Source organism: Kocuria oxytropis, from assembly GCF_040981195.1.
Taxonomy (GTDB): Bacteria; Actinomycetota; Actinomycetes; order Actinomycetales; family Micrococcaceae; genus Kocuria; species Kocuria oxytropis.
This window is the reverse complement of the sequence record NZ_JAVFXA010000001.1, coordinates 184922-204866: the sequence shown is the minus strand read 5'-3', so window position 1 is coordinate 204866 and position 19945 is coordinate 184922. Positions and strand designations below refer to the sequence as shown.

General features: G+C 75.2%; 14 protein-coding genes and 2 tRNA genes. 6 read left to right on the top strand and 10 right to left on the bottom strand.

Annotation, left to right across the window (positions count from 1 at the left end; translation table 11 throughout):
- The first annotated feature begins 158 nt into the window (after nucleotides 1-158).
- The gene (locus QYM41_RS00930) at nucleotides 159-878 is read left to right on the top strand and encodes a hypothetical protein (protein WP_368797857.1); all 720 of its coding nucleotides are present in this window, start codon (nucleotides 159-161) and stop codon (nucleotides 876-878) included.
- Nucleotides 879-939: 61 nt separating this feature from the next.
- Here QYM41_RS00930 and QYM41_RS00925 read toward each other — a convergent pair whose 3' ends face one another.
- The 9 genes from QYM41_RS00925 to tadA all read right to left on the bottom strand — a co-directional run bounded on the left by QYM41_RS00925 (nucleotide 940) and on the right by tadA (nucleotide 14660).
- A complete protein-coding gene (locus QYM41_RS00925) occupies nucleotides 940-2520 on the bottom strand; it encodes a stealth family protein (protein WP_438612534.1) in 1581 nt (526 codons plus the stop codon).
- 76 nt (nucleotides 2521-2596) lie between these two features.
- Nucleotides 2597-3439 (bottom strand): DNA-formamidopyrimidine glycosylase family protein, encoded by an 843-nt coding sequence (locus QYM41_RS00920; RefSeq protein WP_368797856.1) that lies wholly within the window; start codon nucleotides 3437-3439, stop codon nucleotides 2597-2599.
- Nucleotides 3440-3466: 27 nt separating this feature from the next.
- The gene (locus tag QYM41_RS00915) at nucleotides 3467-8518 is read right to left on the bottom strand and encodes an Lhr family ATP-dependent helicase (protein ID WP_368797855.1); all 5052 of its coding nucleotides are present in this window, start codon (nucleotides 8516-8518) and stop codon (nucleotides 3467-3469) included.
- A complete protein-coding gene (locus tag QYM41_RS00910) occupies nucleotides 8508-9374 on the bottom strand; it encodes a DUF4232 domain-containing protein (RefSeq protein WP_368797854.1) in 867 nt (288 codons plus the stop codon). Before QYM41_RS00910 ends, QYM41_RS00915 begins: the two co-directional genes overlap by 11 nt.
- A gap of 156 nt (nucleotides 9375-9530) precedes the next feature.
- Entirely contained in the window at nucleotides 9531-12395 is a 2865-nt protein-coding gene (locus QYM41_RS00905) for an FAD-binding and (Fe-S)-binding domain-containing protein (protein WP_368797853.1), read from the bottom strand.
- Between the two features lie 116 nt (nucleotides 12396-12511).
- On the bottom strand, nucleotides 12512-12838 hold the full coding sequence (locus tag QYM41_RS00900) for a 2Fe-2S iron-sulfur cluster-binding protein (RefSeq protein WP_368797852.1): 327 nt from the start codon (nucleotides 12836-12838) through the stop codon (nucleotides 12512-12514).
- A 117-nt stretch (nucleotides 12839-12955) separates the two neighbouring features.
- On the bottom strand, nucleotides 12956-13789 hold the full coding sequence (locus tag QYM41_RS00895; protein WP_368797851.1) for a thioesterase family protein: 834 nt from the start codon (nucleotides 13787-13789) through the stop codon (nucleotides 12956-12958).
- A 218-nt stretch (nucleotides 13790-14007) separates the two neighbouring features.
- Nucleotides 14008-14094, bottom strand: a tRNA-Ser gene (locus QYM41_RS00890).
- Between the two features lie 29 nt (nucleotides 14095-14123).
- Nucleotides 14124-14660, bottom strand: a complete 537-nt coding sequence (gene tadA, locus QYM41_RS00885; protein WP_368797850.1) for a tRNA adenosine(34) deaminase TadA — start codon at nucleotides 14658-14660, stop codon at nucleotides 14124-14126.
- A gap of 88 nt (nucleotides 14661-14748) precedes the next feature.
- Between tadA and upp the strand changes: the two genes are divergently transcribed.
- The 5 genes from upp to QYM41_RS00860 all read left to right on the top strand — a co-directional run bounded on the left by upp (nucleotide 14749) and on the right by QYM41_RS00860 (nucleotide 19580).
- Nucleotides 14749-15384 (top strand): uracil phosphoribosyltransferase, encoded by a 636-nt coding sequence (gene upp / locus QYM41_RS00880; RefSeq protein ID WP_058873911.1) that lies wholly within the window; start codon nucleotides 14749-14751, stop codon nucleotides 15382-15384.
- Between the two features lie 510 nt (nucleotides 15385-15894).
- A complete protein-coding gene (locus QYM41_RS00875) occupies nucleotides 15895-16719 on the top strand; it encodes a winged helix-turn-helix domain-containing protein (protein WP_368797849.1) in 825 nt (274 codons plus the stop codon).
- Nucleotides 16720-16825: 106 nt separating this feature from the next.
- Nucleotides 16826-17365, top strand: a complete 540-nt coding sequence (locus QYM41_RS00870; protein WP_368797848.1) for a SixA phosphatase family protein — start codon at nucleotides 16826-16828, stop codon at nucleotides 17363-17365.
- Nucleotides 17366-17403: 38 nt separating this feature from the next.
- On the top strand, nucleotides 17404-18390 hold the full coding sequence (locus QYM41_RS00865) for an aldo/keto reductase (protein ID WP_368797847.1): 987 nt from the start codon (nucleotides 17404-17406) through the stop codon (nucleotides 18388-18390).
- Between the two features lie 11 nt (nucleotides 18391-18401).
- Complete coding sequence (locus QYM41_RS00860) at nucleotides 18402-19580, top strand: FAD-dependent monooxygenase (RefSeq protein WP_368797846.1); 1179 nt, start codon at nucleotides 18402-18404, stop codon at nucleotides 19578-19580.
- Between the two features lie 93 nt (nucleotides 19581-19673).
- On the opposite strand, the gene QYM41_RS00855 is transcribed toward QYM41_RS00860, so the two are convergent.
- Nucleotides 19674-19746: transfer RNA gene (locus QYM41_RS00855), tRNA-Arg, on the bottom strand.
- Nucleotides 19747-19945 lie beyond the last annotated feature (199 nt).

The window sequence follows — 19945 nt, the reverse complement described above, 5'->3', positions numbered from 1 at the left end:
GTGCGCACCCGTCCGGGCGCCGTGCACGGGGCCCCGGCGACGCGGGTGCGGCACGGTCGCGCGGATCGCTCCCGGCCACGACGCCGCGGCTGCTGGCCGCTCCGGTCCGGCTCTGCTTCCATGGAGGCACGTGGGGCCCTACCGAGGAGGAACATCCGATGGAAACCTGGATCTGGATCGTGCTGGCCGTGGTCGTGCTGGCCGTGGTCGTCGTGGCCGTGCTGGCCGGCAGCCGCCGGAAGAAGGAGCACGAGGCCGTGGAGCGGCGGGAGAACCAGCAGCGCGCCGCCGAGCTGCGCGCCCGCAGCGAGGAGGAGGAGCTCTCCGCCCGCGAGCGCAAGGCGGACGCCGACGCCGCCCGCGCCGAGGCCGATCGGGCCCGGATCGAGGCCGACCGCCTCGACCAGGACGCCCAGCGCCGTGCCGAGGACGCCGAGAAGGTGCGCCGGGAGGCGGAGACCCACCGCCGGGACGCCGCGGCGCTCGCCCCGGACGGGGACGACGCCGCCCTCGGCGGCGCACCCCACGAGCAGGACGGGGACGACTCAGCCCGTCGCGGCACGCCGCACGAGCACCGGGAGGACGACCCCACCGGCGGCAGCACGCCGCAGGGGCACCACGACGACGCCACCGGCCCCGGCGACCGCTCCGACGGGGCGCCCTGGCAGGACGGCCCGGCGGATCAGGCCGGAACGGACCGGCGGGACAGGACCCCCGGTGACTCCGGGCTCGGCCGTGAGACGGGGACGGACGATCGTGACCGGTTCGGCCGGGACACGGGGACGGACGGGCACGACTGGACCGACGGCGACGCCGGGACGGACGGGCGCGCCCGCGCCGAGGGCGACACGGGGACCGGGGACCGTCCGCGGGTCTGAGCCCCGGTGACGGGCGGGGCCGGCGCGGGGGATCGGGCGCCGGCCCCGCCCGGTCCCGCGGTCACTTCTCCCAGGGCGCCTTGATGGGGTAGTAGCGCTCGAGGAACTGCGTCATCCGCTCCGCGCGCTCAGGACCGGGCACCTCCGGGAAGCTGCCGTCGTTGAGGCAGAACATGTCCAGGTTGCGCCGGCCGAGCAGCTTCTCCATCTGCCGCAGCCCGGAGCGGGTGGTGGTGTCCACGTACTGCGTGCGGGCCGTCTCCTGGGTCACGGCCCGGCCGGTCAGCAGCGCGTAGTAGTGGTAGAGCGAGTTCGTCACCGAGATGTTGTCCGCCGCGCGGAAGCGGCTGGACGCGGTGCGGGCGAACTCCGCCGGGAACTCCCGCTCCATCTCGGCCACCACGCTGCGCCGCAGGGGCGCGGCGCAGTGCTGCAGGTGACGGGTCGTGATCCGGCCGAAGCGCTCCCACAGCAGCCGGCGGTTGACGCGGGCGGCGTTCTCGAAGCCGGAGCGCTCGGCGGAGTTCTCGCCCAGGCCGATGCGGGTCTCGTTCTCCACGAACTTCGTGATCCCGCCCGGCGAGAAGAACAGCGCCGGGCCGATCGGGCGGCCGAAGAACATGTCGTCGTTGGAGTACAGGTAGTGCTCCGAGAGGCCCTCGATGCGGTGCAGCTGCGCCTCCACGGCCTGGGAGTTGTAGATCGGCAGCGCCGAGGTGTCCGCGAAGAACTCCTCGCTGCGCACGACCCGCACGCGCGGGTGCTCCGCCAGCCACGCCGGCGGCCGGGAGTCGGTGGCGATGTAGATGTTGCGCACCCACGGGGCGAACATGTGCACCGAGCGCAGGGCGTACTTGAGCTCGTCGACCTGCCGGAAGCGGGCCTCGTGCGCGTCGCCCTCGCCCACCACGGCGTCGGCCATGTAGGAGGCCCGGACCCTGCGGTACTCCTCGTCGGAGCCGTCCACCCACGAGAAGATCATGTCGACCGCGAAGTCGATGTCGATGGCGTGGTCGGCGAACATGTTCTCGATCGTGGGCCAGGTGAGGCCGAAGCGCTCCACGGTGCCGCGCACGGCCTCGGCCACCGGGACGGTGCGCCGGGTCAGCGAGTTCTCGATGGGCAGCCGGATCTCCTCCTCGCCGAACTCCCACAGCTCCACCTGCACTCCGGTGCCGGCGCCGTAGTAGAGCTCGGCCTCGGCGGAGTAGTAGGGCCGGAACAGCCGCAGGACCCGCGCGTTGCGGCGCGAGGACAGCTCGCCGTCGGCCAGCAGCTGGACGGTCTTCTTCTTCGTGTCCATCGGCTTGACGTAGTACGGCTCGCCCACGGCCGCGTCCACCAGCGCCTGCCGGAGCCGGGGCCGGTCCTTGAGGTCCACCGCGATGACGGGACGCTCGTCGTTGCCCCGCACCAGCAGGTAGTCGACGCCCGCCGAGTCCAGGACCCCGCGCAGGAACAGCAGGTTCTGGACCATGACGTCGTGCGGGGTCTGGTCCGTGATCCGCAGGGCGAAGCGGTCCTTGTAGCGGACCACGTCCTGGCGCTGGTCCAGGGCCGCGGCGGAGGCACGGGACGCCGAGCGGAACTCCTCGCCGTCCGCGCCGTCCTCGGGTGCCGCGAAGTACTCTGCGCCGAGCAGGGTCGTGTTGATGGTGCCTCCTCATGGTGTCGGGCCGCCGTGGCGGCGCTCTCATGATAAGCCGCGCCGACCCGACTCAGCGGGGCAGGGGCTGGCAGCGCTCGCAGAACCACACCGCGCGGTCCCGCGGGGGCCCGGGGTAGGGCTCGCCCGGCACGAGCTCGGCGTCGTCGATCCGCGCCTCCCGGATCGGGGCCCCGCACCGGCGGCACGGCTGCCGGCCGCGGCCGTAGACCCAGAACTGCTCCCCGCGGCGGGCCGGGCCGCCCACCGTGGAGCGCTGCGAGCGGTCCCGGTTGACGTGCAGCAGCCGGTGGGAGAGGTCCACGACCGCGCCGAGGTCGGGGACCTCGGCCACCGGGGTGAAGGGGTGCAGCCGCTGGAGGAACAGCACCTCGTTGCGGTAGACGTTGCCGATCCCGGCGAGGTTGCGCTGGTCCATGAGCGCGGCCCCCACGGCCCGGTGCGGATGCCGGGCGAGCCGGGCCAGGGCCTCGGCCCGGTCCCAGTCGGGCCCCAGCAGGTCCGGGCCGAGGTGGCCCACCACGTCGTCCTCGTCGGCGGTGGCCACGAGGTCCAGCATGCCCAGGTCGAACCCCACGGCCTGCGCGCTCTCGTTCTCGAGCACCGCCCGGGCCTGGTGGCCGGGGCGCCGCCAGCGGGCGCCCCGCGGGTAGACGTGCCACATGCCCTCCATGAGCAGGTGGGAGTGCAGGGTGAGCGGGGGCAGGCCGCCGGGCCCGCCGTCGGTGCGGATCAGCAGGTGCTTGCCCCGCGGCACCACCTCGGTCACGGTGCGCCCGGCCAGGTCCGCGGTGGCGATCGAGGGGAACCGGAGGTCGCTGCGGGTCAGGATCTTCCCGGCCAGGGCGCGGCGCAGCAGGGCGGCCTGGCGGTAGACGGTGTCACCCTCGGGCACGGTCGCCCCCGGGGACCGGGTCCGCGCTCATCGGCGCATCCTCAGGCCGCGCGGCGTCGAGTAGAACCCGCCGACCAGCAGGGACTCCCGCACCGCGGTCTCGACCGGGCCGTGCCCCAGGACCCCGGTGCCGTTGACCTTCTCGACGGTCAGCTTGTCCACCGCGCCCCGGCGGACGGTCTCGGCCACCGCGGGCCCGGCGGCGGCCAGGGCGGCCGCGTCGTCGGTGAACGCGAGGACGGTCCGCCCGCCGCGCTCGACGTACAGGGCCAGGGCGCCGTCCACGAGCACGACGACGGCGCCCGCCTTCCGCCCGGGCCGGTGCCGTCCGGCGGGCGCGTCCCCGCCGTCCGGGGCGGGCACGGACACCGGCTCCGGCCACTCGAGCGCCGCCCCGTAGGGGTTGGCGGGGTCGGTCGCGGCGAGCGCCAGCGCCACGGGGTCCTCGGCGCGGACCTGGTCGTCGGTGCTGAACGTGCGCAGGTGGTCCACCGTGGCGGCCTGCGCGAACTGGGCGGCGCCCAGGCCCTCGATGAAGTAGCCGCGGCGGGCCCGGCCCGTGTCCTCGAGCGTGGAGAGCACCTTGTACACCGTGGCGAAGCCGCCGGGGAGCTCCTCGACCGCGACGGGGCCCTTGGTCACCACGCCGTAGCGGTCCATGAGCAGCTCGGCGGTGGCCGAGGCCCGCAGCGTGGGGTCGAGCGGATCGGGGCGCAGCATCGACCAGCGGCCGGCCACGAGCGGGGAGTCGTGGCGCTCCAGGGTGCCCGTCCGCGCCGGGGCGCGCAGCGCCCCGGCGATCCCCGGGCGGGAGGTCCCGCCGGGCCGCAGCCGGGCGGCGCCCCGGCGGGACGTGGTGCGGCCCCGCGGGGCCTGGGCCCGGTGCCGGTGGGCGGCCTGACCGCCGGAGAGCAGGGAGCGCACGGGCAGGAAGGTGTCGTTGGTGATCAGCCCGGCCCAGACCAGGTTCCACAGCGCGGTGGTCAGCTCCGCGGCGGGGACGGGCTCCCCGCCGGCGTCGAGCAGGCCCAGCAGCTGGGGGAAGAACCACGCCCCACCCGGCGCCAGGACGTCGAGGACCCGGCGCTCCAAGGCGGAGTCCAGGGCCGCCGCCGCGAGCGCGAGGGTCTCGGCCGGAGGCAGGGTGAGCTGGGCGGCCTCGCTCAGGTGCAGCGACACCCACCCGTCGTCGCCCGCCAGGGAACCGGCCCCGGACCAGACGACCTCCCCCGAGGCGGTCAGCTCGTCCAGCAGCTCGGGCCGGTAGTCGGCCACCCGGGACGCGAGCACGAGCGGCTCCCAGGCCGAGGCGGGCACGGCCACGCCCGCGAGCTGGTCCACCACCGTCAGCACCCCGTCCTCGCCGCGCAGCTGGTGGCCGCGGCCCACGTGCTGCCAGGCCGGCAGGAACCGGGCGTAGACCTGCCCGGGGACCGGCTCCACGTCCCGGCGCAGGGCGGCCAGCGAGCGGCGGCGGATCCGGCGCAGCACCTCGGACTCGCACCACTCGGAGGCCGCCGGCCCGGCCCCGCCGCCCTCGGGGCGCACCGGCCGGAACTCGCCCTCGACCACGCGCCGGTCCGCGGCCAGCCGCTCCAGCGTGGTGCGCACCACGGCCGGGCCCAGGCCGAGCCGCGCCGCGGCCTCGTCCACGGTGAAGGGCCCGTGGGTACGGGCGTAGCGGGAGACGAGGTCGGCCAGCGGGTCCTCCACCGGCTCCACGAACGCCAGCGGCACCCCCATGGGCAGGGGCACGCCCAGGGCGTCCCGCAGCCGGGCGGCGTCCTCGATCGCGGCCCAGTGCTCGACCCCGCGCAGGTGCACCCGCAGGGCACGGTTGGCGGACGCGAGCTGCTCGAGCCACCCCGTGGCGACGTCCCCGGGGCAGGGGGACGCCGGGTCCCCGGGGTCCTGGAGCCGGCGGGCGGCCTCGGCCGTGGTCAGCGGGCCCAGCAGGCGCAGCAGGTCGGCGGCGCCCTCCGCCCCGCGCAGCCGCCGGTCCGGGGCCAGGCGCTGCAGCTCCGCCTCCGTGCGCTCGATGACGTCCGGGTCCAGCAGCTCCCTCAGCTCGGCGCGCCCCAGGAGCTCGTCGAGCAGGGCGGAGTCCAGGGACAGGACCGCGGCCCTGCGCTCGGCCAGGGGCGAGTCCCCCTCGTAGAGGAACTGGGCCACGTAGCCGAAGAGCAGGGTGCGGGCGAACGGGGACGGCTGCTCCGTGGTGATCTCGACCACCCGGATCGTGCGCCGCTCGACCGCCCGGTGGAGCTCCTTGAGCGCGGGCAGGTCGTAGACGTCCTGGAGACACTCCCGGATCGTCTCCAGGATGATCGGGAACTGCGGGTACTTCCGGGCCACGTCCAGCAGCTGCGCCGAGCGCTGGCGCTGCTGCCACAGCGGGGAGCGCCGGCCGGGGTCGCGCCGGGGCAGCAGCAGCGCCCGGGCGGCGCACTCCCGGAACCGGGAGGCGAACAGCGCCGAGCCGCCCACCTCCTCGGTGACGATGCGGTCGAGCTCGTCGGCGTCGAAGAGGAACAGCTCCGCCCCCGGGGGCTCGTCCTCCATGGCGGGCACCCGCAGCACGATGCCGTCGTCGGCGGCCTGCGCGGAGCCGTCCAGCCCGTACCGCTCGTGCAGGCGCGCCCCCACGGCCAGCGCCCACGGGGCGTGCACGGGCATCCCGAACGGCGAGTGCAGCACCACGCGCCAGTCGCCGAGCTCGTCGTGGAAGCGCTCGACGACGAACAGCCGGTCCGAGGGGACCTGCCCCACGGCCTCCTTCTGCTCGCCCACGTAGGCGAGCAGGTTGTCGGCGGCCCACTCGTCGAGACCGCTCGAGCGCAGCCGGGCGCGGGCGTCCTCCTCGGAGGCCCCGGCGAGCTCGCGGTTGAACCGGCCCACCGCGCGGCCCAGCTCCACCGGCCGGCCGGGTCCGTCGCCGTGCCAGAACGGGAGCTTGCCCGGGACGCCGGGGGCGGGGGAGACGATGACGCGGTCGTGGGTGATCTCCTCGATCCGCCAGCTGGAGGCGCCCAGGGCGATCACGTCCCCCACCCGGGACTCGTAGACCATCTCCTCGTCGAGCTCGCCGACCCGCTTGGAGTTCTTCCCGTCCTGCTCGCCCACCAGGTACACCGCGAACAGGCCGCGGTCCGGGATCGTGCCGCCGGAGGTCACGGCCAGGCGCTGCGCTCCGGGCCGGCCCTCGATGGTCCCGGTCTCCCGGTCCCACACGATCCGCGGCCGCAGCTCGGCGAACTCGTCGGACGGGTAGCGGCCCGCGAGCAGGTCCAGGGTGGCGTCGTAGGCGGAGCGGGGCAGGGTCAGGAACGGGCAGGACCGGCGGACGGTGTCGAACCACTCCTCGACGTCGACCGGCCCCAGCGCGGTCGCCGCGACCGTCTGCTGGGCCAGGACGTCCAGGGGGTTGAGCGGGACCGCGAGCGGCTCGATCCGGCCCTGCAGCATCCGCTCCACCGTGACCGCGGCGTCCAGCAGGTCGCCGCGGTGCTTGGGGTAGAACCAGCCGCGGGACACCTCGCCCACCTGGTGCCCGGCACGGCCCACGCGCTGCAGCCCCGAGGCCGCCGAGGGCGGGGCCTCGATCTGGACCACGAGGTCCACCGCACCCATGTCGATGCCGAGCTCGAGGGAGGACGTGGCCACCACGCAGCGCAGCCGCCCGGTCTTCAGGTCGTCCTCGATCACGGCCCGCTGGTCCTTGGAGACCGATCCGTGGTGGGCCCGGGCCAGCACCGGTGCCGCCCCCTCGTAGCGGCCCGTCTGCCGGCGCAGCTCCGCGGGCTCGGGGGCCGCCGCCGCGCCGGCCGCGGACGGCCCCGCCAGGGCGGAGCGCAGCACGTCCCCGACCGGCTGGGGCCCGGACGCGCCGCCGTCGTCGTGGGCGCCGGTGCCGCGGGGGGCGCCCCCGGCCGGGACCGCGCCCTCCGGGTCGGCGTCGCCTGGGGCGGCGTCGTCCGGGTCGGTGTGCTCCACCCGGAAGGCGTAGATCTCGTTGAGCCGCGCCGTGAGCTTCTCGGCGAGGCCGCGGGAGTTCGCGAAGACGATGGTCGACCGGTTCTCGAGCACGAGGTCCACGACCCGCTCCTCGACGTGCGGCCAGATCGACGCGGTGGCCGTGGGGGCGAGGGCGTCGAGGTCGTCGTCCCCGAAGGCGGAGCCGGCCAGGGACGGCGAGGCGCTCGGCCCGCCCAGCACCGTCATGTCCGGGACGGGCACCGAGACCGTGAGGTCCCACGTCTTCTCCGCCCGGGGCGCGACGACGGTGACCGGCTCCCGCCCGCCCAGGAACCGGGCGACCGACTCGATCGGCTCGACGGTCGCGGAGAGCCCGATGCGCTGCACGGGCTGCTCCAGCAGGGCGTCCAGCCGCTCGAGCGTGAGGGCCAGGTGCGCCCCGCGCTTGGTGCCGGCCACGGCGTGCACCTCGTCCACGATCACGGTCCGGACGTCCGTGAGGGTCTCCCGCGCCTTGGACGTCAGCATCAGGTACAGGGACTCGGGGGTGGTGATGAGGATGTCCGGCGGGTTCGTGAGCAGGGCCCGGCGGATCGCCTGCGGGGTGTCCCCCGAGCGGACGCCCACGCTGATCTCCGGCGGCTCGATCCCGGCGTGCCGCGCCGTCTGGGAGATGCCGATCAGCGGAGCGCGCAGGTTGCGCTCCACGTCCACGCCCAGGGCCTTGAGCGGGGAGATGTAGAGCACCCGGGTCCCGCGCCGCGCCCCCGCGGCGCTCGCCGAGCGCGCCTTCGCCCGCAGCGTCCCGCCGGCCGCCGCGCCGTCCGGCACCCGGGCCGGCGGCCCGGCCGGTGCGCCGGCCTGCGGAGCGGAGGGGGCGCCGGCCGCCGGGACGTCCGCGGCCTCCGCCACGAACCGGTCGAGCGCCCACAGGAACGCGGCCAGGGTCTTGCCGGAGCCGGTGGGCGCCACGATCAGGGCGTGGTGCCGCGCGGCGATCGCCCGCCACGCGCCCTCCTGGGCGGCGGTGGGCGCGGCGAACGCACCCGAGAACCAGGCCCGGGTGTGCTCGGTGAACAGGTTCAGGGCGGGGTCAGGCGCCAAAGCCCTGGATCTCGAGCTGATGGACCTGCGGGTCGCCGCAGGCCTGCGCGGGGAAGGGGATCACGACGGACTCCGTGTTCTCGGGCGGGTAGACGCGCAGCCCGGCGGCGGTCCGGGCGTCGCAGGCCGGGTGGTTGGCGGCCTGGCTGACGCGCAGGCCGGCGCTGACGGACTCCCCAGGCGCCACGACCCTGCCGGTGCCCGGGACGGTGGCGTCGCGCACCGCGGGGGAGCCGATCATGGTGCCCGCGGCGTCCACGAAGGACACCCCGGCGTAGCCGGCGATCGTGCACGGCTCCCCGCCCGCGTTGGTGAGGACGAGGTCCACGTGGACGGAACCGGCGGCACCGCCCACCGGGGCGGCCGAGGCCTCGAGCTGGGACGTGCTGCACAGGGGGGAGCCGGCGCCGGTGCGCCCGCCCGCGGCACGGCCGGCCGCGGCGCCGCTGCCCTCCGCCCCGGCACCGTCCGTCCCGGCGCCGCTCGTTCCGGAGTCCTCCGTCCCGGCACCGTCCGACCCGCTGCCGGCCGCTCCGCCGCCGTCCGTCCCGGAGCCGTCCGGGGCGGAACCCGCCGCCGGGTCGTCGGCCGGGTCGTCGGCCGGCTCGGCGGTGGCCGGCGCACCGGTCGGCGCGCCGGCCCGCGGTGCCGCTCCGTCCTCGGCCGGCTCCGTGGCGTCCCCGGTCCCGGTGGCCGGCGCGGCCGCGGAGGAGACGGCCGCGGACGGTGCCGCCCCGGTGGCCGTGGCCGCGCCGTTCCCGGCCGGGTCCTCGCCCGCGCAGGCGCTCAGGAGCAGGGCGGAGGCGAGGGCGAGGGCGCCCAGGGCGGGGCGGGACGCGGGGGAGAGCGAAGACATGGGGGGACATCCTCCTCGTGCGGGCGACGCGGCGGGCCACGTCCCGGGACACGGTCCGCCCCGGGTGCCTCATTCTAGGCAGGGCCACCGACACGGCGGCCGGAGGCGGCGCCGTCCCGGCCGGGGAGCCGCCCCGGCGGCGCCGCGCCCGCCGGGCTACCGCCCGGGCTCGGCCGGGGGCAGCGCGGCGCGCATGACCTCGGCGAGGTGGACGCCGTCGGCGCCGGTGCCCTGGGCGATCTGGGTGCGGCAGGAGAAGCCGTCGGCGAGCACGATCGTGCCCTCGGCGGCGGCGCGGATCGCGGGGAACAGCTCGCGCTCGCCGAGGGTCTGCGAGACCTCGTAGTGGCCGGGCTCGAAGCCCCAGTTGCCGGCGAGGCCGCAGCAGCCGCCGCCGACCACGGCGGTGTCCACGCCCAGCTTCTGCAGGACCTCCAGCTCCGGGCCGTAGCCGCCCATCGACTGCTGGTGGCAGTGCACCTGGCACACGGCACCGGCGGGACCGGTCGCGGTGGTCAGCTGCCGGAACGGCCAGGGGCCGCCCTCGGCCAGGTGGCGGGCCGCGAACGCGCCGATCGTGGTCGTCAGCTCGGACACCCGTTCCGCCCGGGGGTCGTCGGGGAGCAGCTCGGTGATCTCCTCCTGGAGCATGACCGTGCAGGAGGGCTCCAGGCCGATGATCGGGTACCCGGCCGCCAGCAGCGGCTCCATCACGTCGAGGGTGTCCCGGAGGACCTTCTGCGTCATGTCCAGCTGGCCGGTGGAGTGCCAGGTCAGCCCGCAGCAGACGTTGCCCATGGGCAGCAGCACCCGGTACCCCATGGCCTCGAGCACCTCCACGGCGGCCTTGCCGGGGGCGTCGGCGGAGAAGTTCGTGAACGTGTCCGGCCACAGCACCACGGTGGGCCGGCCCTCGGCGTCGTCCCCGGGGCGGCGGGCGGGGCGGTCCCGGAACCACCGGGTGAGCGGGGTGGCGGCGAAGGAGATCATCCGCCGCCTCGGCTCGATCCCGCCGAGCCGCTTGGTCAGCTCCTCGACGGCGCGGTGGGACTCCAGCAGGTTGATCAGCCGGAAGGCGAAGGGCACCTTCTCGACGACCCGCATCAGCAGCGGCATCCAGCCCATCGTGAAGTGCGCCATCGGCCGCCGGTTCCGGCCCAGGAAGGAGGTGAGGCCGTACCGGTAGTGGTGGTGCAGGAACTCGGCCTTGTAGGTGGCCATGTCCACGTTCACCGGGCACTCCGTGGCGCAGGCCTTGCAGGACAGGCACAGGTCCAGGGCCTCGAGGGTCTCCTTCGACTTCCACCCCGTCGTGATGGACTCCCCGCGCAGCATCTCGGCCAGGGACCGGGCGCGGCCGCGGGTGGAGTGCACCTCGTCGTGGGTGGCCTGGAAGGACGGGCACATGGCGCCGGCGTCGGAGCGGCACGCGCCCACGCCCACGCACCGGTTGACCGCACCGGCGAACGAGCCGCCGTCGCGGGAGAACGCGTGCACCGGCGTGAGGTCGAAGGTCCGCGCACCGGGCCCGGGGCGGATGCCCCGGTCGATGGGCTCGGGGTCCACGAGCACGCCCGGGTTGAAGAACCCGTCCGGGTCGAAGACGGCCTTGAACTCGGCGAAGGAGGACAGGGCCTCGGGGGAGTAGATGGTGGCCAGCAGCTCGGAACGGGCGCGGCCGTCGCCGTGCTCGCCGGAGACCGAGCCGCCGTAGCGGTGCACGAGCTCGGCGGCGCGCTCGATGAACGTGCGGTAGGCCGCGACCCCGGCGTCGTCGGAGAAGTCGAAGGAGATGCGGATGTGCACGCAGCCCTCCCCGAAGTGCCCGAAGGGGATGCCGGTCAGGCCCAGCTCGTGCAGCAGGTCGTAGAGGTCGCGCAGGTACTCGCCCAGCCGTGCCGGCGGGACCGCGGAGTCCTCCCAGCCGGGCCAGGCCTCCCCGCCCTCGGGCAGGCGGGTCACGATGCCCGCCCCGGCCTCGCGGATCCGCCACAGGGCCCGCGCCTGCCCCGCGTCGGAGACGATCACGGAGTCCACGACGTTCTCGGGCACCAGCCCCGGCAGCGTGCGGGCGGCCGCCTCGGCCTCCTCGAGGGAGTCCGCGCCGACCTCGCAGTACAGCCAGCCCCCACCGGCGGGCAGCTCCGCACCGGCGTGCTCCTGGCCGGGGCGGGTGCGCAGGGCCTCGAGCAGGTCCGAGCCCATGCCCTCGATCGTGTACACCCCGGGCACCCGCAGCCTCGGCGCCGCCGTGGCGGCCTCGAAGGCGTCGGCGAAGCCCAGCACGGCCAGGGCCGTGTGGGCCGGCCTGGCCACCAGGCGCACCGTGAGCTCGGTGATGATCCCGCAGGTGCCCTCCGTGCCGGCGAAGGCCTTGGCGGTGTCGAAGCCCTTCTCGCCCAGCAGGTAGTGCAGCCCGTAGCCGGAGACCTGGCGCGGGAACTGGCCGAGCTCCGTGCGCAGCATCGCCAGGTGCCGGTCCCGGATACCCGTCAGCGCACGGTCGATCCCCGGCTCGGAGGTCCCCCCCTCGCCCAGCTCCACGATCCGGCCGTCGGCGAGCATCACCTTCAGGGAGACCAGGTTGTCCGCCGACGTGCCCCACGCCACCGAGTGGGAGCCGCACGCGTTGTTGGCGACCATCCCCCCGATCGTGCACCGCGAGTGCGTCGAGGGGTCCGGGCCGTAGGTGAGGCCGAACTCGGCGGCCGCGGAGCGCAGCTGGTCGCAGATCACCCCGGGCTCGATCGTGGCGGTCCTCGCCTCCGGATCGATCGCGAGGATCCGGTTGAAGTGCCGGGACGTGTCGATGACCAGGCCGTCGCCGATCGCGTTGCCCGCCACCGACGTCCCGCCGCCGCGGGAGACCACCGGCCAGCCCCGCTCCCGCGCCAGCGCCAGCAGCTCGCGGACCTCCTCCACGCTGCGCGGCTCCGCCACCGCCTCGGGCAGCCGGCGGTAGATCGACGCGTCCGAGACGTAGGCGGCACGGGTCGTGAGATCGTCACGGATGTCGGTCATGGTCCACTTCCTGCGCGCCGCCGGCAGCGCCGGTCCGTCCGGGGTCGGGTTCACAGCCGGCCGGCCGGGGCGGTCCGGTCAGGGCTGGTGGGGTCGTCCCCGCGGGGACGAGCGGATCACCACTCGGGGGCGATGGTGACCTCGGCGCCGTCGAGCTCCTCGGACCACTCGACCTGGCAGCTGAGCCGGGAGGTCTCGTGCCGGGTGTCGTCGAGCATGTCGAGGAGGTCCTCCTCCTCGTCGTTGATCTCGTTGGCCTTCGAGAACGATCCCTGGTCCAGGTAGGAGTGGCAGGTGGAGCAGGACGCGTTGCCGCCGCAGGTCGCCAGGATCGGGTACTTGTGGCGGGTGAGGGCCTCCATGAGGCTCTCGTAGTCCTTCCACTCCACGCCCTCGGTGCGGTTGCCCTCGCGGTCGATCACGGTGATGTTGATGCTGCTCACTTCGATGGCCTCCTCGGGGCGCGGCCGCCCCTGGTCTCGACGTCGGGAATCCCGCCCCATTGTACGGTCGCGCGGCGGGCGTCCCGGACGGCCCGGGCCCACCGTGCCCGGGCCGGCTCAGCCGGCGACCGGCAGCGGCCGGATCGTCAGGGACTGCGCCACCTGGCCCAGGTAGCCGGCCTCGTCGTACAGCGCGGACTCGGTCAGGCCCACGCCGGTGTCGCCGAAGCTCACGTGCGTGTCGAGGCCCACCCACGGGGAGACCGGCTCCCGGACGAGGTGCACGCCCAGGTCCACGTTGGGGAAGGCCATCTCGTCCGGCCCGACCCGCACGGCGATGCCGTTGGCGGCGTCCACCGCGGCCAGGAACCGGGCCGTGGTCGAGGACTCCTCCCCGGCGACGACGGCGTGCGGCGCCCGCAGCCACATGGCCGCCCGGCCCGGCCGGTGCTCGCGCACCGTCCGGCCCTCGAGGGACGCGATGTACCCGCCCGGCCAGCGCCCGGTCATCGTGGTGGGCAGCGCGTCGGTCACGGGCGGCAGCGCCTCCCGGTGCGTCCCGGCCGAGCCCGCGGTCTCGCCCCGGAGCAGCCGCCACACGCTGAGCCGGATGCACGAGCGCCCCGCGTGGCTCATCGTCGCCTCGACCAGCTCGATGGTGCGCCCCGGGCGCACCACGCGCGTGCTCACCTCCACCTCGCCACCGGGGATGAACCCGAGGATGTCGTAGGAGAAGCGCGCGGGCAGGAGGTCCTCGCGGGGGTGGTCGACCTCCACGGCGTGGGCGAGCAGCCCCGACGCCGCGCCCATGTGCTGCTCCGCCTCGTTCCAGGCGCCCTGCGCGTGCAGCGTCGAGCGGAACCGGGTCCCGTCCAGCCGCACGAAGTACGCGTCCGGGTACTCCTCCCCGTCCGTCCCCAGGTGTCCTGCTGTCCGCGCCGACGTGGTCATGCGCCGCCTCCTCCGTCCGGGCCCGCCGCTCGGCGGGCGTGGTGGTCGCCACCACGGTATCCAACGGCGGCCCGCGATCCGCTCCGGCGTCCCGGCCGGGACGGTCGCCGCGGACGCCCGGCGGCGCGGGGGACGGCGCGGGGGACGGCGCGGGGGGCGGTGCGGTCGGGCATGCGGAAGGCCCCGGGTCCCTCAGGACCCGGGGCCTTCCGGTTCGGCGGTGACGGAGGGATTTGAACCCTCGTTGGCTTTCACACCAAACATCATTTCGAGTGATGCACCTTCGGCCGCTCGGACACGTCACCAGCTCGCAGTACTGTACCGGCTGGCGTGCTCAACCGCCAAAACCCGCGGCTCCGGCGGGCCCGGGGCCCGCACCGCCGTCCCCGCCGCGCCGGTGCGCCGCGAAGAAGTCGAGGAGCACCCGGGAGCACTCCTCCTGCAGCACGCCGCCGGTCACCTCCACCCAGTGGTTGAGCCGCCGCTCCCGCAGCACGTCCAGGACGGAGCCGGCCGCGCCGGCCTTGTCGTCCCACGCGCCGAGCACCACCCGCGGCACGCGGGCCAGGACGATCCCGCCCGCGCACATGGCGCAGGGCTCGAGGGTCACGACCAGCGTGCAGCCGTCGAGCCGCCAGGAGCCCAGGGCGCGGGAGGCCTCGCGCAGCGCGAGGATCTCGGCGTGGGCCGTGGGGTCGCCGTCGGCCTCCCGGCGGTTGCGGCCCCGGCCGAGCACCGTCCCGTCCGGGCCGACGACGACGGCGCCGATCGGCACGTCACCCGTCCCGAGCGCGGCCCGGGCCTCGGCGAGGGCCAGCCGCATCCACTCCTCGGCCCGGGCCTCGGAACGGGTGCGCGGGGGCAGTGCCATGCGGGTCTCCTCCTGGGCGCGTCCCCTCGCGGGGCGGGGCCCGGCGAGGGGGCAGGGCGCCCCGGTGGCCCGGTGGTAATTTTGGTCCATGCGAGTGACCGTTCTCGACCACCCACTGGTGGCCCACAAACTGACCGTGCTCCGGGACAAGAACACCACGTCCCCGGTGTTCCGCCTGCTCGTCGAGGAGCTCGTGACGCTGCTCGCCTACGAGGCCACCCGGGGGGTCCGCGTGGAACCGGTGGAGATCGACACCCCGGTCACGCGCACCACCGGGGTGGGCCTGTCGAAGCCCCGGCCGCTGGTGGTGCCGATCCTCCGCGCCGGCCTGGGCATGCTCGAGGGCATGACCCGGCTGGTCCCCACGGCGGAGGTGGGCTTCCTGGGCATGGCCCGCAACGAGGACACCCTCGACATCATCACCTACGCCGAGCGCCTGCCCGACGACCTCACCGGGCGCCAGGTCTTCGTCCTCGACCCGATGCTGGCCACCGGGGGGACCCTGCGCGAGGCGATCAAGTTCCTCTACCGCCGCGGGGCGGAGCAGATCACGTGCGTGTGCCTCCTGGCCGCGCCCGAGGGCCTGGCCGCCCTCGAGGAGGAGCTGGGGGACTCGGAGGTCAACATCGTCCTGGCCGCGAGGGACGAGCGGCTCGACGAGAACGCCTACATCGTCCCGGGCCTCGGGGACGCCGGGGACCGGCTCTACGGGGTGGTCGACTGACGGCCGCTCCGGAGAATCCCCAGACCATGCGCGCATCAGGCCCGCCGACACGCCCGGCGGGCCTGATGCGTCCCGGACACGTGAAATGTCCACATCGTGAGACGGCGCCCGGCTGGCCGGAGGTGTCTTGACAAGTCAATGAAAGTTTGTTCTGGGTCCGGATCAGGGGCTGGAGCCGCCCAGACATCTGATATTCCGCGGAAACTGCCCCACCAGGGGCAGTGGGCGGCTGATGAAGGGGGTTCATTTTGTCGGAGGATCCGGACAGCAGTCGTTCTAATCTCACATCGTGAGATAGCGTCCTGAATGTTACTTGCGGGATCGTGGGGGCTGGTGGACGATGAGAGCAACGCCACTGTCAGGGATTTGCCAGCTTCGCGGGGACCCTCCCCGAACCACCACGGAGCCGGTGGTCCGCAGGCTGACCGTGGTGAGGCCGTTCCGAGGGGCGGATCGACTCAGGCGGACGGAAACTCGTCCGCCGCACGACGGAAAGACGAGGGGCACCAGATGCCAGGCACACCGGGATACGTGCACATCTCCCAGCGCAACCGCACGAACGAGGCTCGTGCCGCACGCGGGCCGGCAGCGGCTCCCGAGCGGGGGCAGGCGGGCCCCGCCGACTACCGCAGCCTCCGGAACACGCTCGGCCCCATGCCGGCCGCCCCGGGGGAGGCCCCGCTCCCCACTCGTCTGCAGCGGGACACGGCTCCCCGGCCGCCGGCCCAGGAGAACGAGGCCCGCGGGTTCGTCATCTACGTGGGCCTCAACGAGGAGACGGCCGCGGCCAACGGCACCTCGCTGGTCAAGATGGTCCAGAGCATCCGGGCCTACGCCCAGCAGCTCGTCCCGCAGGCCGACTCCTACGCCGCCGTGGCCCTGGCTCCCGCCGACACCGCCGGCACCGACCTCGAGGTCGTCCGCAACGCCCTGGGGGACCCCACCTCGGGGGCGGCCCGGCCGAGCGTGCCCGCCGCACCGGCGCCCGCGCCCGAGACGAAGACCAGCCAGTCCACCGGGGTGCTCATCGACCTCTCCCGCCGGGAGGTCTTCCTCGACGGCGGTCTCCTGAACCTCACGTTCAAGGAGTTCGAGCTGCTCAACTACCTCGTGGAGAACGGCAGCCGGACCGTCGGGCGCCACGAGCTGCTGCACAGCCTCTGGCGGGACTCCGAGGAGGTGCCCAACGAGCGCACCATCGACGTGCACATCCGGCGCCTGCGCTCCAAGCTCGGCCGGCTCGCCAACACCGTGCGCACCGTCCGCGGCCAGGGCTACCGCTTCTACGAGCACCCCGAAGTCGTCGTGTGGGCGGCCCCCGAGTACTCCATCTGATCCGCGCACCGGGCCGCGCCCGGCCCGTGCCGGCCCCGGCGGCCTCCCGCGACGCGGAGGAGCCGGGGCCGTCCCGTGCCCGGCGGGCGCGTGGCATCATGAACCGATGACCCGTCACGACCGGAAGAAGCTCGTCCTCATGCGCCACGCGGAGGCCGAGCACCCCTGGGGCGTGGCCGACCACGACCGCCCCCTGGACCGGGGCGGGGCCTCGGACGCCGTCGCCGCGGGCCGCTGGTTGCTGGGCCAGGGGCACGTCCCGGACATGATCCTGTGCTCGAGCGCCCTGCGCGCACGCCAGACCTGCACCTGGGTGTGCAGCGAGCTCGGCGACCTCGCGCCGACCGCCCGGCTCGACGAGTCCCTCTACGCCGCCCCGGACAGCCGGATCATCGCCGTGGTCAACCACGTGCCGGAGACCGTGGGGTCGCTGCTGGTCATCGGGCACCTGCCCGGCTTGCGCGACGCCGCCCTGCGCCTGGCCACCCCGGACTCGGACTACGACGCCGTCATGGCCCTCGCCGACGGCTGCCCGACCTCCGGGCTGGCCGTCCTGGAGGTCGCGGGTTCCTGGGCAGCACTGGACGGGGCCGACGCCCGCCTGGTGGACTTCACGGTGCCGCGGGCCTCCGCCGGGAACCGCTGACCGGGGGCGCGGGCGGCCGGAGCGACGAAGGAGCTGGGATGCGACAGATCGAATTCACCCCGTCCGGGGACCGCGTGGGCGTGATCGGGTTCGGGGCCATGGGCCTGAGCTGGGTCTACGACCGGCACGGGCTGACCGAGCGGCGCAAGCACGAGGTGCTCGGGCTGGCGGTGGACCTCGGCATGAACGTCGTGGACACGGCTGTGCTCTACGGCGGGGGAGCGAACGAGGAGCTCATCGGCGCCGCCCTGGGCGGGCGCCGCGACGAGGTGTTCCTCTGCTCCAAGACCGGGCTGCGCGCGGCCTCCCTCGACCCGCCCCGGACGGAGCGCTGCGGGCACCCGGACGAGGTGCGCCGCTCGATCGAGGACAGCCTCCGCCGGCTGCGCACCGACGTCGTGGACCTCTACTACCTGCACCGGGTGGACCCGGACGTGCCCCTCGAGGAGACGTGGGGCGCGATGGGCGAGCTCGTGGCCGAGGGCAAGGTGCGCCACCTGGGGCTCTCCGAGGTCAGCACGGAGCAGGCGGAGCGGGCGCACGCGGTCCACCCGGTCGCGGCGGTCCAGTCGGAGTACTCGCTGTGGACCCGCAACCCCGACGGGTCCGGGCCTACCGCCGACGGGGACCCGTCCGGGGACGTCATCGGGTGGTGCGCCGAGCACGGGGCCGTGTTCGTCCCCTTCTCGCCGCTGGGCCGCGGCTACCTCGCCGGGACCCTCGCCGGCCGGGTCTTCTCCGACTCCGACTTCCGCTCCCGCAACCCCCGGTTCACGCCGGAGGCCATGGCCGCCAACGAGGACGCCGTGCTCGCCCCCCTGCGCGAGGTCGCCCGCCGGCACGGGACCTCGCCCGCGGCGGTCGCGATCGCCTGGACCACGGTGCCCGGCGAGCACGTGCTGCCCATCCCCGGCACCACCGACCCCGCCCACCTGAGGGAGGACGCGGCGGCCGCGGAGCTGCGCCTCACCCCCGGCGACCTCGAGCTGCTGGACGGCGTCGCCGCCGTCGGCGACCGCTACTGAGGGCCCGGGCCGTGCGCGCGGTCGTCTGCGGGGCGGGCATCGCGGGGCTGGCCCTGGCGGGGTGCCTGGGCCGCCACGGCTGGGACGTCGTCGTCCTGGAACGGGCGCCGCGCCCGCGGGAGCAGGGCTACATGATGGACTACTTCGGCCCCGGCTGGGACGCCGCGGAGGCGATGGGCGTGCTGCCCGCGCTCCTCGCGGCCGGCTACACGGTGGATCGGCTCAGCTACGTGGACGACCGCGGCCGCGACCGGGCCGGCCTGCCGTTCGCCCGCTTCGCGCACGCGGTCGACGGCCGTCTGGTCAGCGTCATGCGCCCGGACCTCGAGCGGGTGCTGCGCGAGCACGCCGAGGGCCTCGCGCAGCTGCGCTTCGGACGGCACGTCGTGGCCGTCCGCCCGCGGCCCGGCGGCGCGGGCGCCGTGCTCGACGACGGCACGGTGCTCGACGCGGACCTGGTCGTCGGCGCCGACGGGGTGCACTCGGCCGTGCGCCGCTCGGCGTTCGGTCCCGAGGAGCGCTACCGCCGCTGGCTGGGCCTGCACACCGCGGCCTGGGTGTTCGAGGACCCGGAGGCCCTCCGGGAGATCGGCAGCCGCTTCTGCCTCACGGACAGCCTCGACCGGGCCATGGGCTTCTACGGGCTGCGGGACGGGCGCGTGGCCGCCTTCGCCGTGCACCGGGCGGCCGGCCCGTCCCTGCCCGCCGACCCCCGCGCCGCCCTGCGCTCCGTCCACGGCTCCCTCGGCTGGATCGTGCCCCGGGCCCTGGCCGCCTGCCCCGCGGCGGACCGGCTCTACTACGACCAGGTGGTGCAGATCGAGGTGCCGCGGTGGAGCACCGGCCGGGTGGCGCTGCTCGGCGACTCGGGCCAGGCGGTGTCCCTGCTCGGCGGGCAGGGCGCCTCGCTGGCGGTGGCCGGTGCCTGGCTGCTCGCCGAGCGGCTCGCCCGCGCGGCGACGGTCGAGGAGGCCCTGGCCGGCTGGGAGCGGGTCTGGCGGCCGGTCGTCGAGGAGAAGCAGCGCGTCGCCCGTGACGGCGCGCCGTGGTTCCTGCCCTCGACCCGGACCCGCCGGCTGACGCGGCGCCTGGCGCTGCGGCTGGCCGCGCTGCCGGGTCTCGACGCCGTGGTGACGCGCGGGATCGTGGGCCGGGCCGGGGGCGACATCCACGCCCTCGCCGAGGCCTGAACCGCGCCCCGGCGTCGGCGCGGGCGTGGCCCAGGACGGGCACGAAAAAGCCCCTCACCGGCGTCTCCGCAGGTGAGGGGCTTCCTCGGTGGGTGCGCCCGAAGGGATTCGAACCCCCAACCTTCTGATCCGTAGTCAGATGCTCTATCCGTTGAGCTACAGGCGCATCGGCGTCCCGGCGTCACCGCCGTTCGAGCCGGACACAACTGTACATCCGGGCCCCGGCTGCGCAAAATCCGCCGGCGCCCCGTCCGGCACACGGCGCGGCGGGCCGCGGCGCGCGTAACCCTTCTGCGGCGGGGCGGCGCCGGGACGATAGGATGGAGCCACATCACAGTAGAGACCGGCCGCCCACCTCCACGCCG

Bases quoted from the DNA above. Each gene is read 5' to 3' on its own strand.
- QYM41_RS00865 (WP_368797847.1), top strand. From the start codon at position 17,404: ATGCGACAGATCGAATTCACCCCGTCCGGGGACCGCGTGGGCGTGATC.
- QYM41_RS00870 (WP_368797848.1), top strand. From the start codon at position 16,826: ATGACCCGTCACGACCGGAAGAAGCTCGTCCTCATGCGCCACGCGGAG.
- QYM41_RS00910 (WP_368797854.1), bottom strand. From the start codon at position 9,374: ATGTCTTCGCTCTCCCCCGCGTCCCGCCCCGCCCTGGGCGCCCTCGCC.
- QYM41_RS00895 (WP_368797851.1), bottom strand. From the start codon at position 13,789: ATGACCACGTCGGCGCGGACAGCAGGACACCTGGGGACGGACGGGGAG.
- QYM41_RS00905 (WP_368797853.1), bottom strand. From the start codon at position 12,395: ATGACCGACATCCGTGACGATCTCACGACCCGTGCCGCCTACGTCTCG.
- QYM41_RS00875 (WP_368797849.1), top strand. From the start codon at position 15,895: ATGCCAGGCACACCGGGATACGTGCACATCTCCCAGCGCAACCGCACG.
- tadA (WP_368797850.1), bottom strand. From the start codon at position 14,660: ATGGCACTGCCCCCGCGCACCCGTTCCGAGGCCCGGGCCGAGGAGTGG.
- QYM41_RS00930 (WP_368797857.1), top strand. From the start codon at position 159: ATGGAAACCTGGATCTGGATCGTGCTGGCCGTGGTCGTGCTGGCCGTG.
- upp (WP_058873911.1), top strand. From the start codon at position 14,749: ATGCGAGTGACCGTTCTCGACCACCCACTGGTGGCCCACAAACTGACC.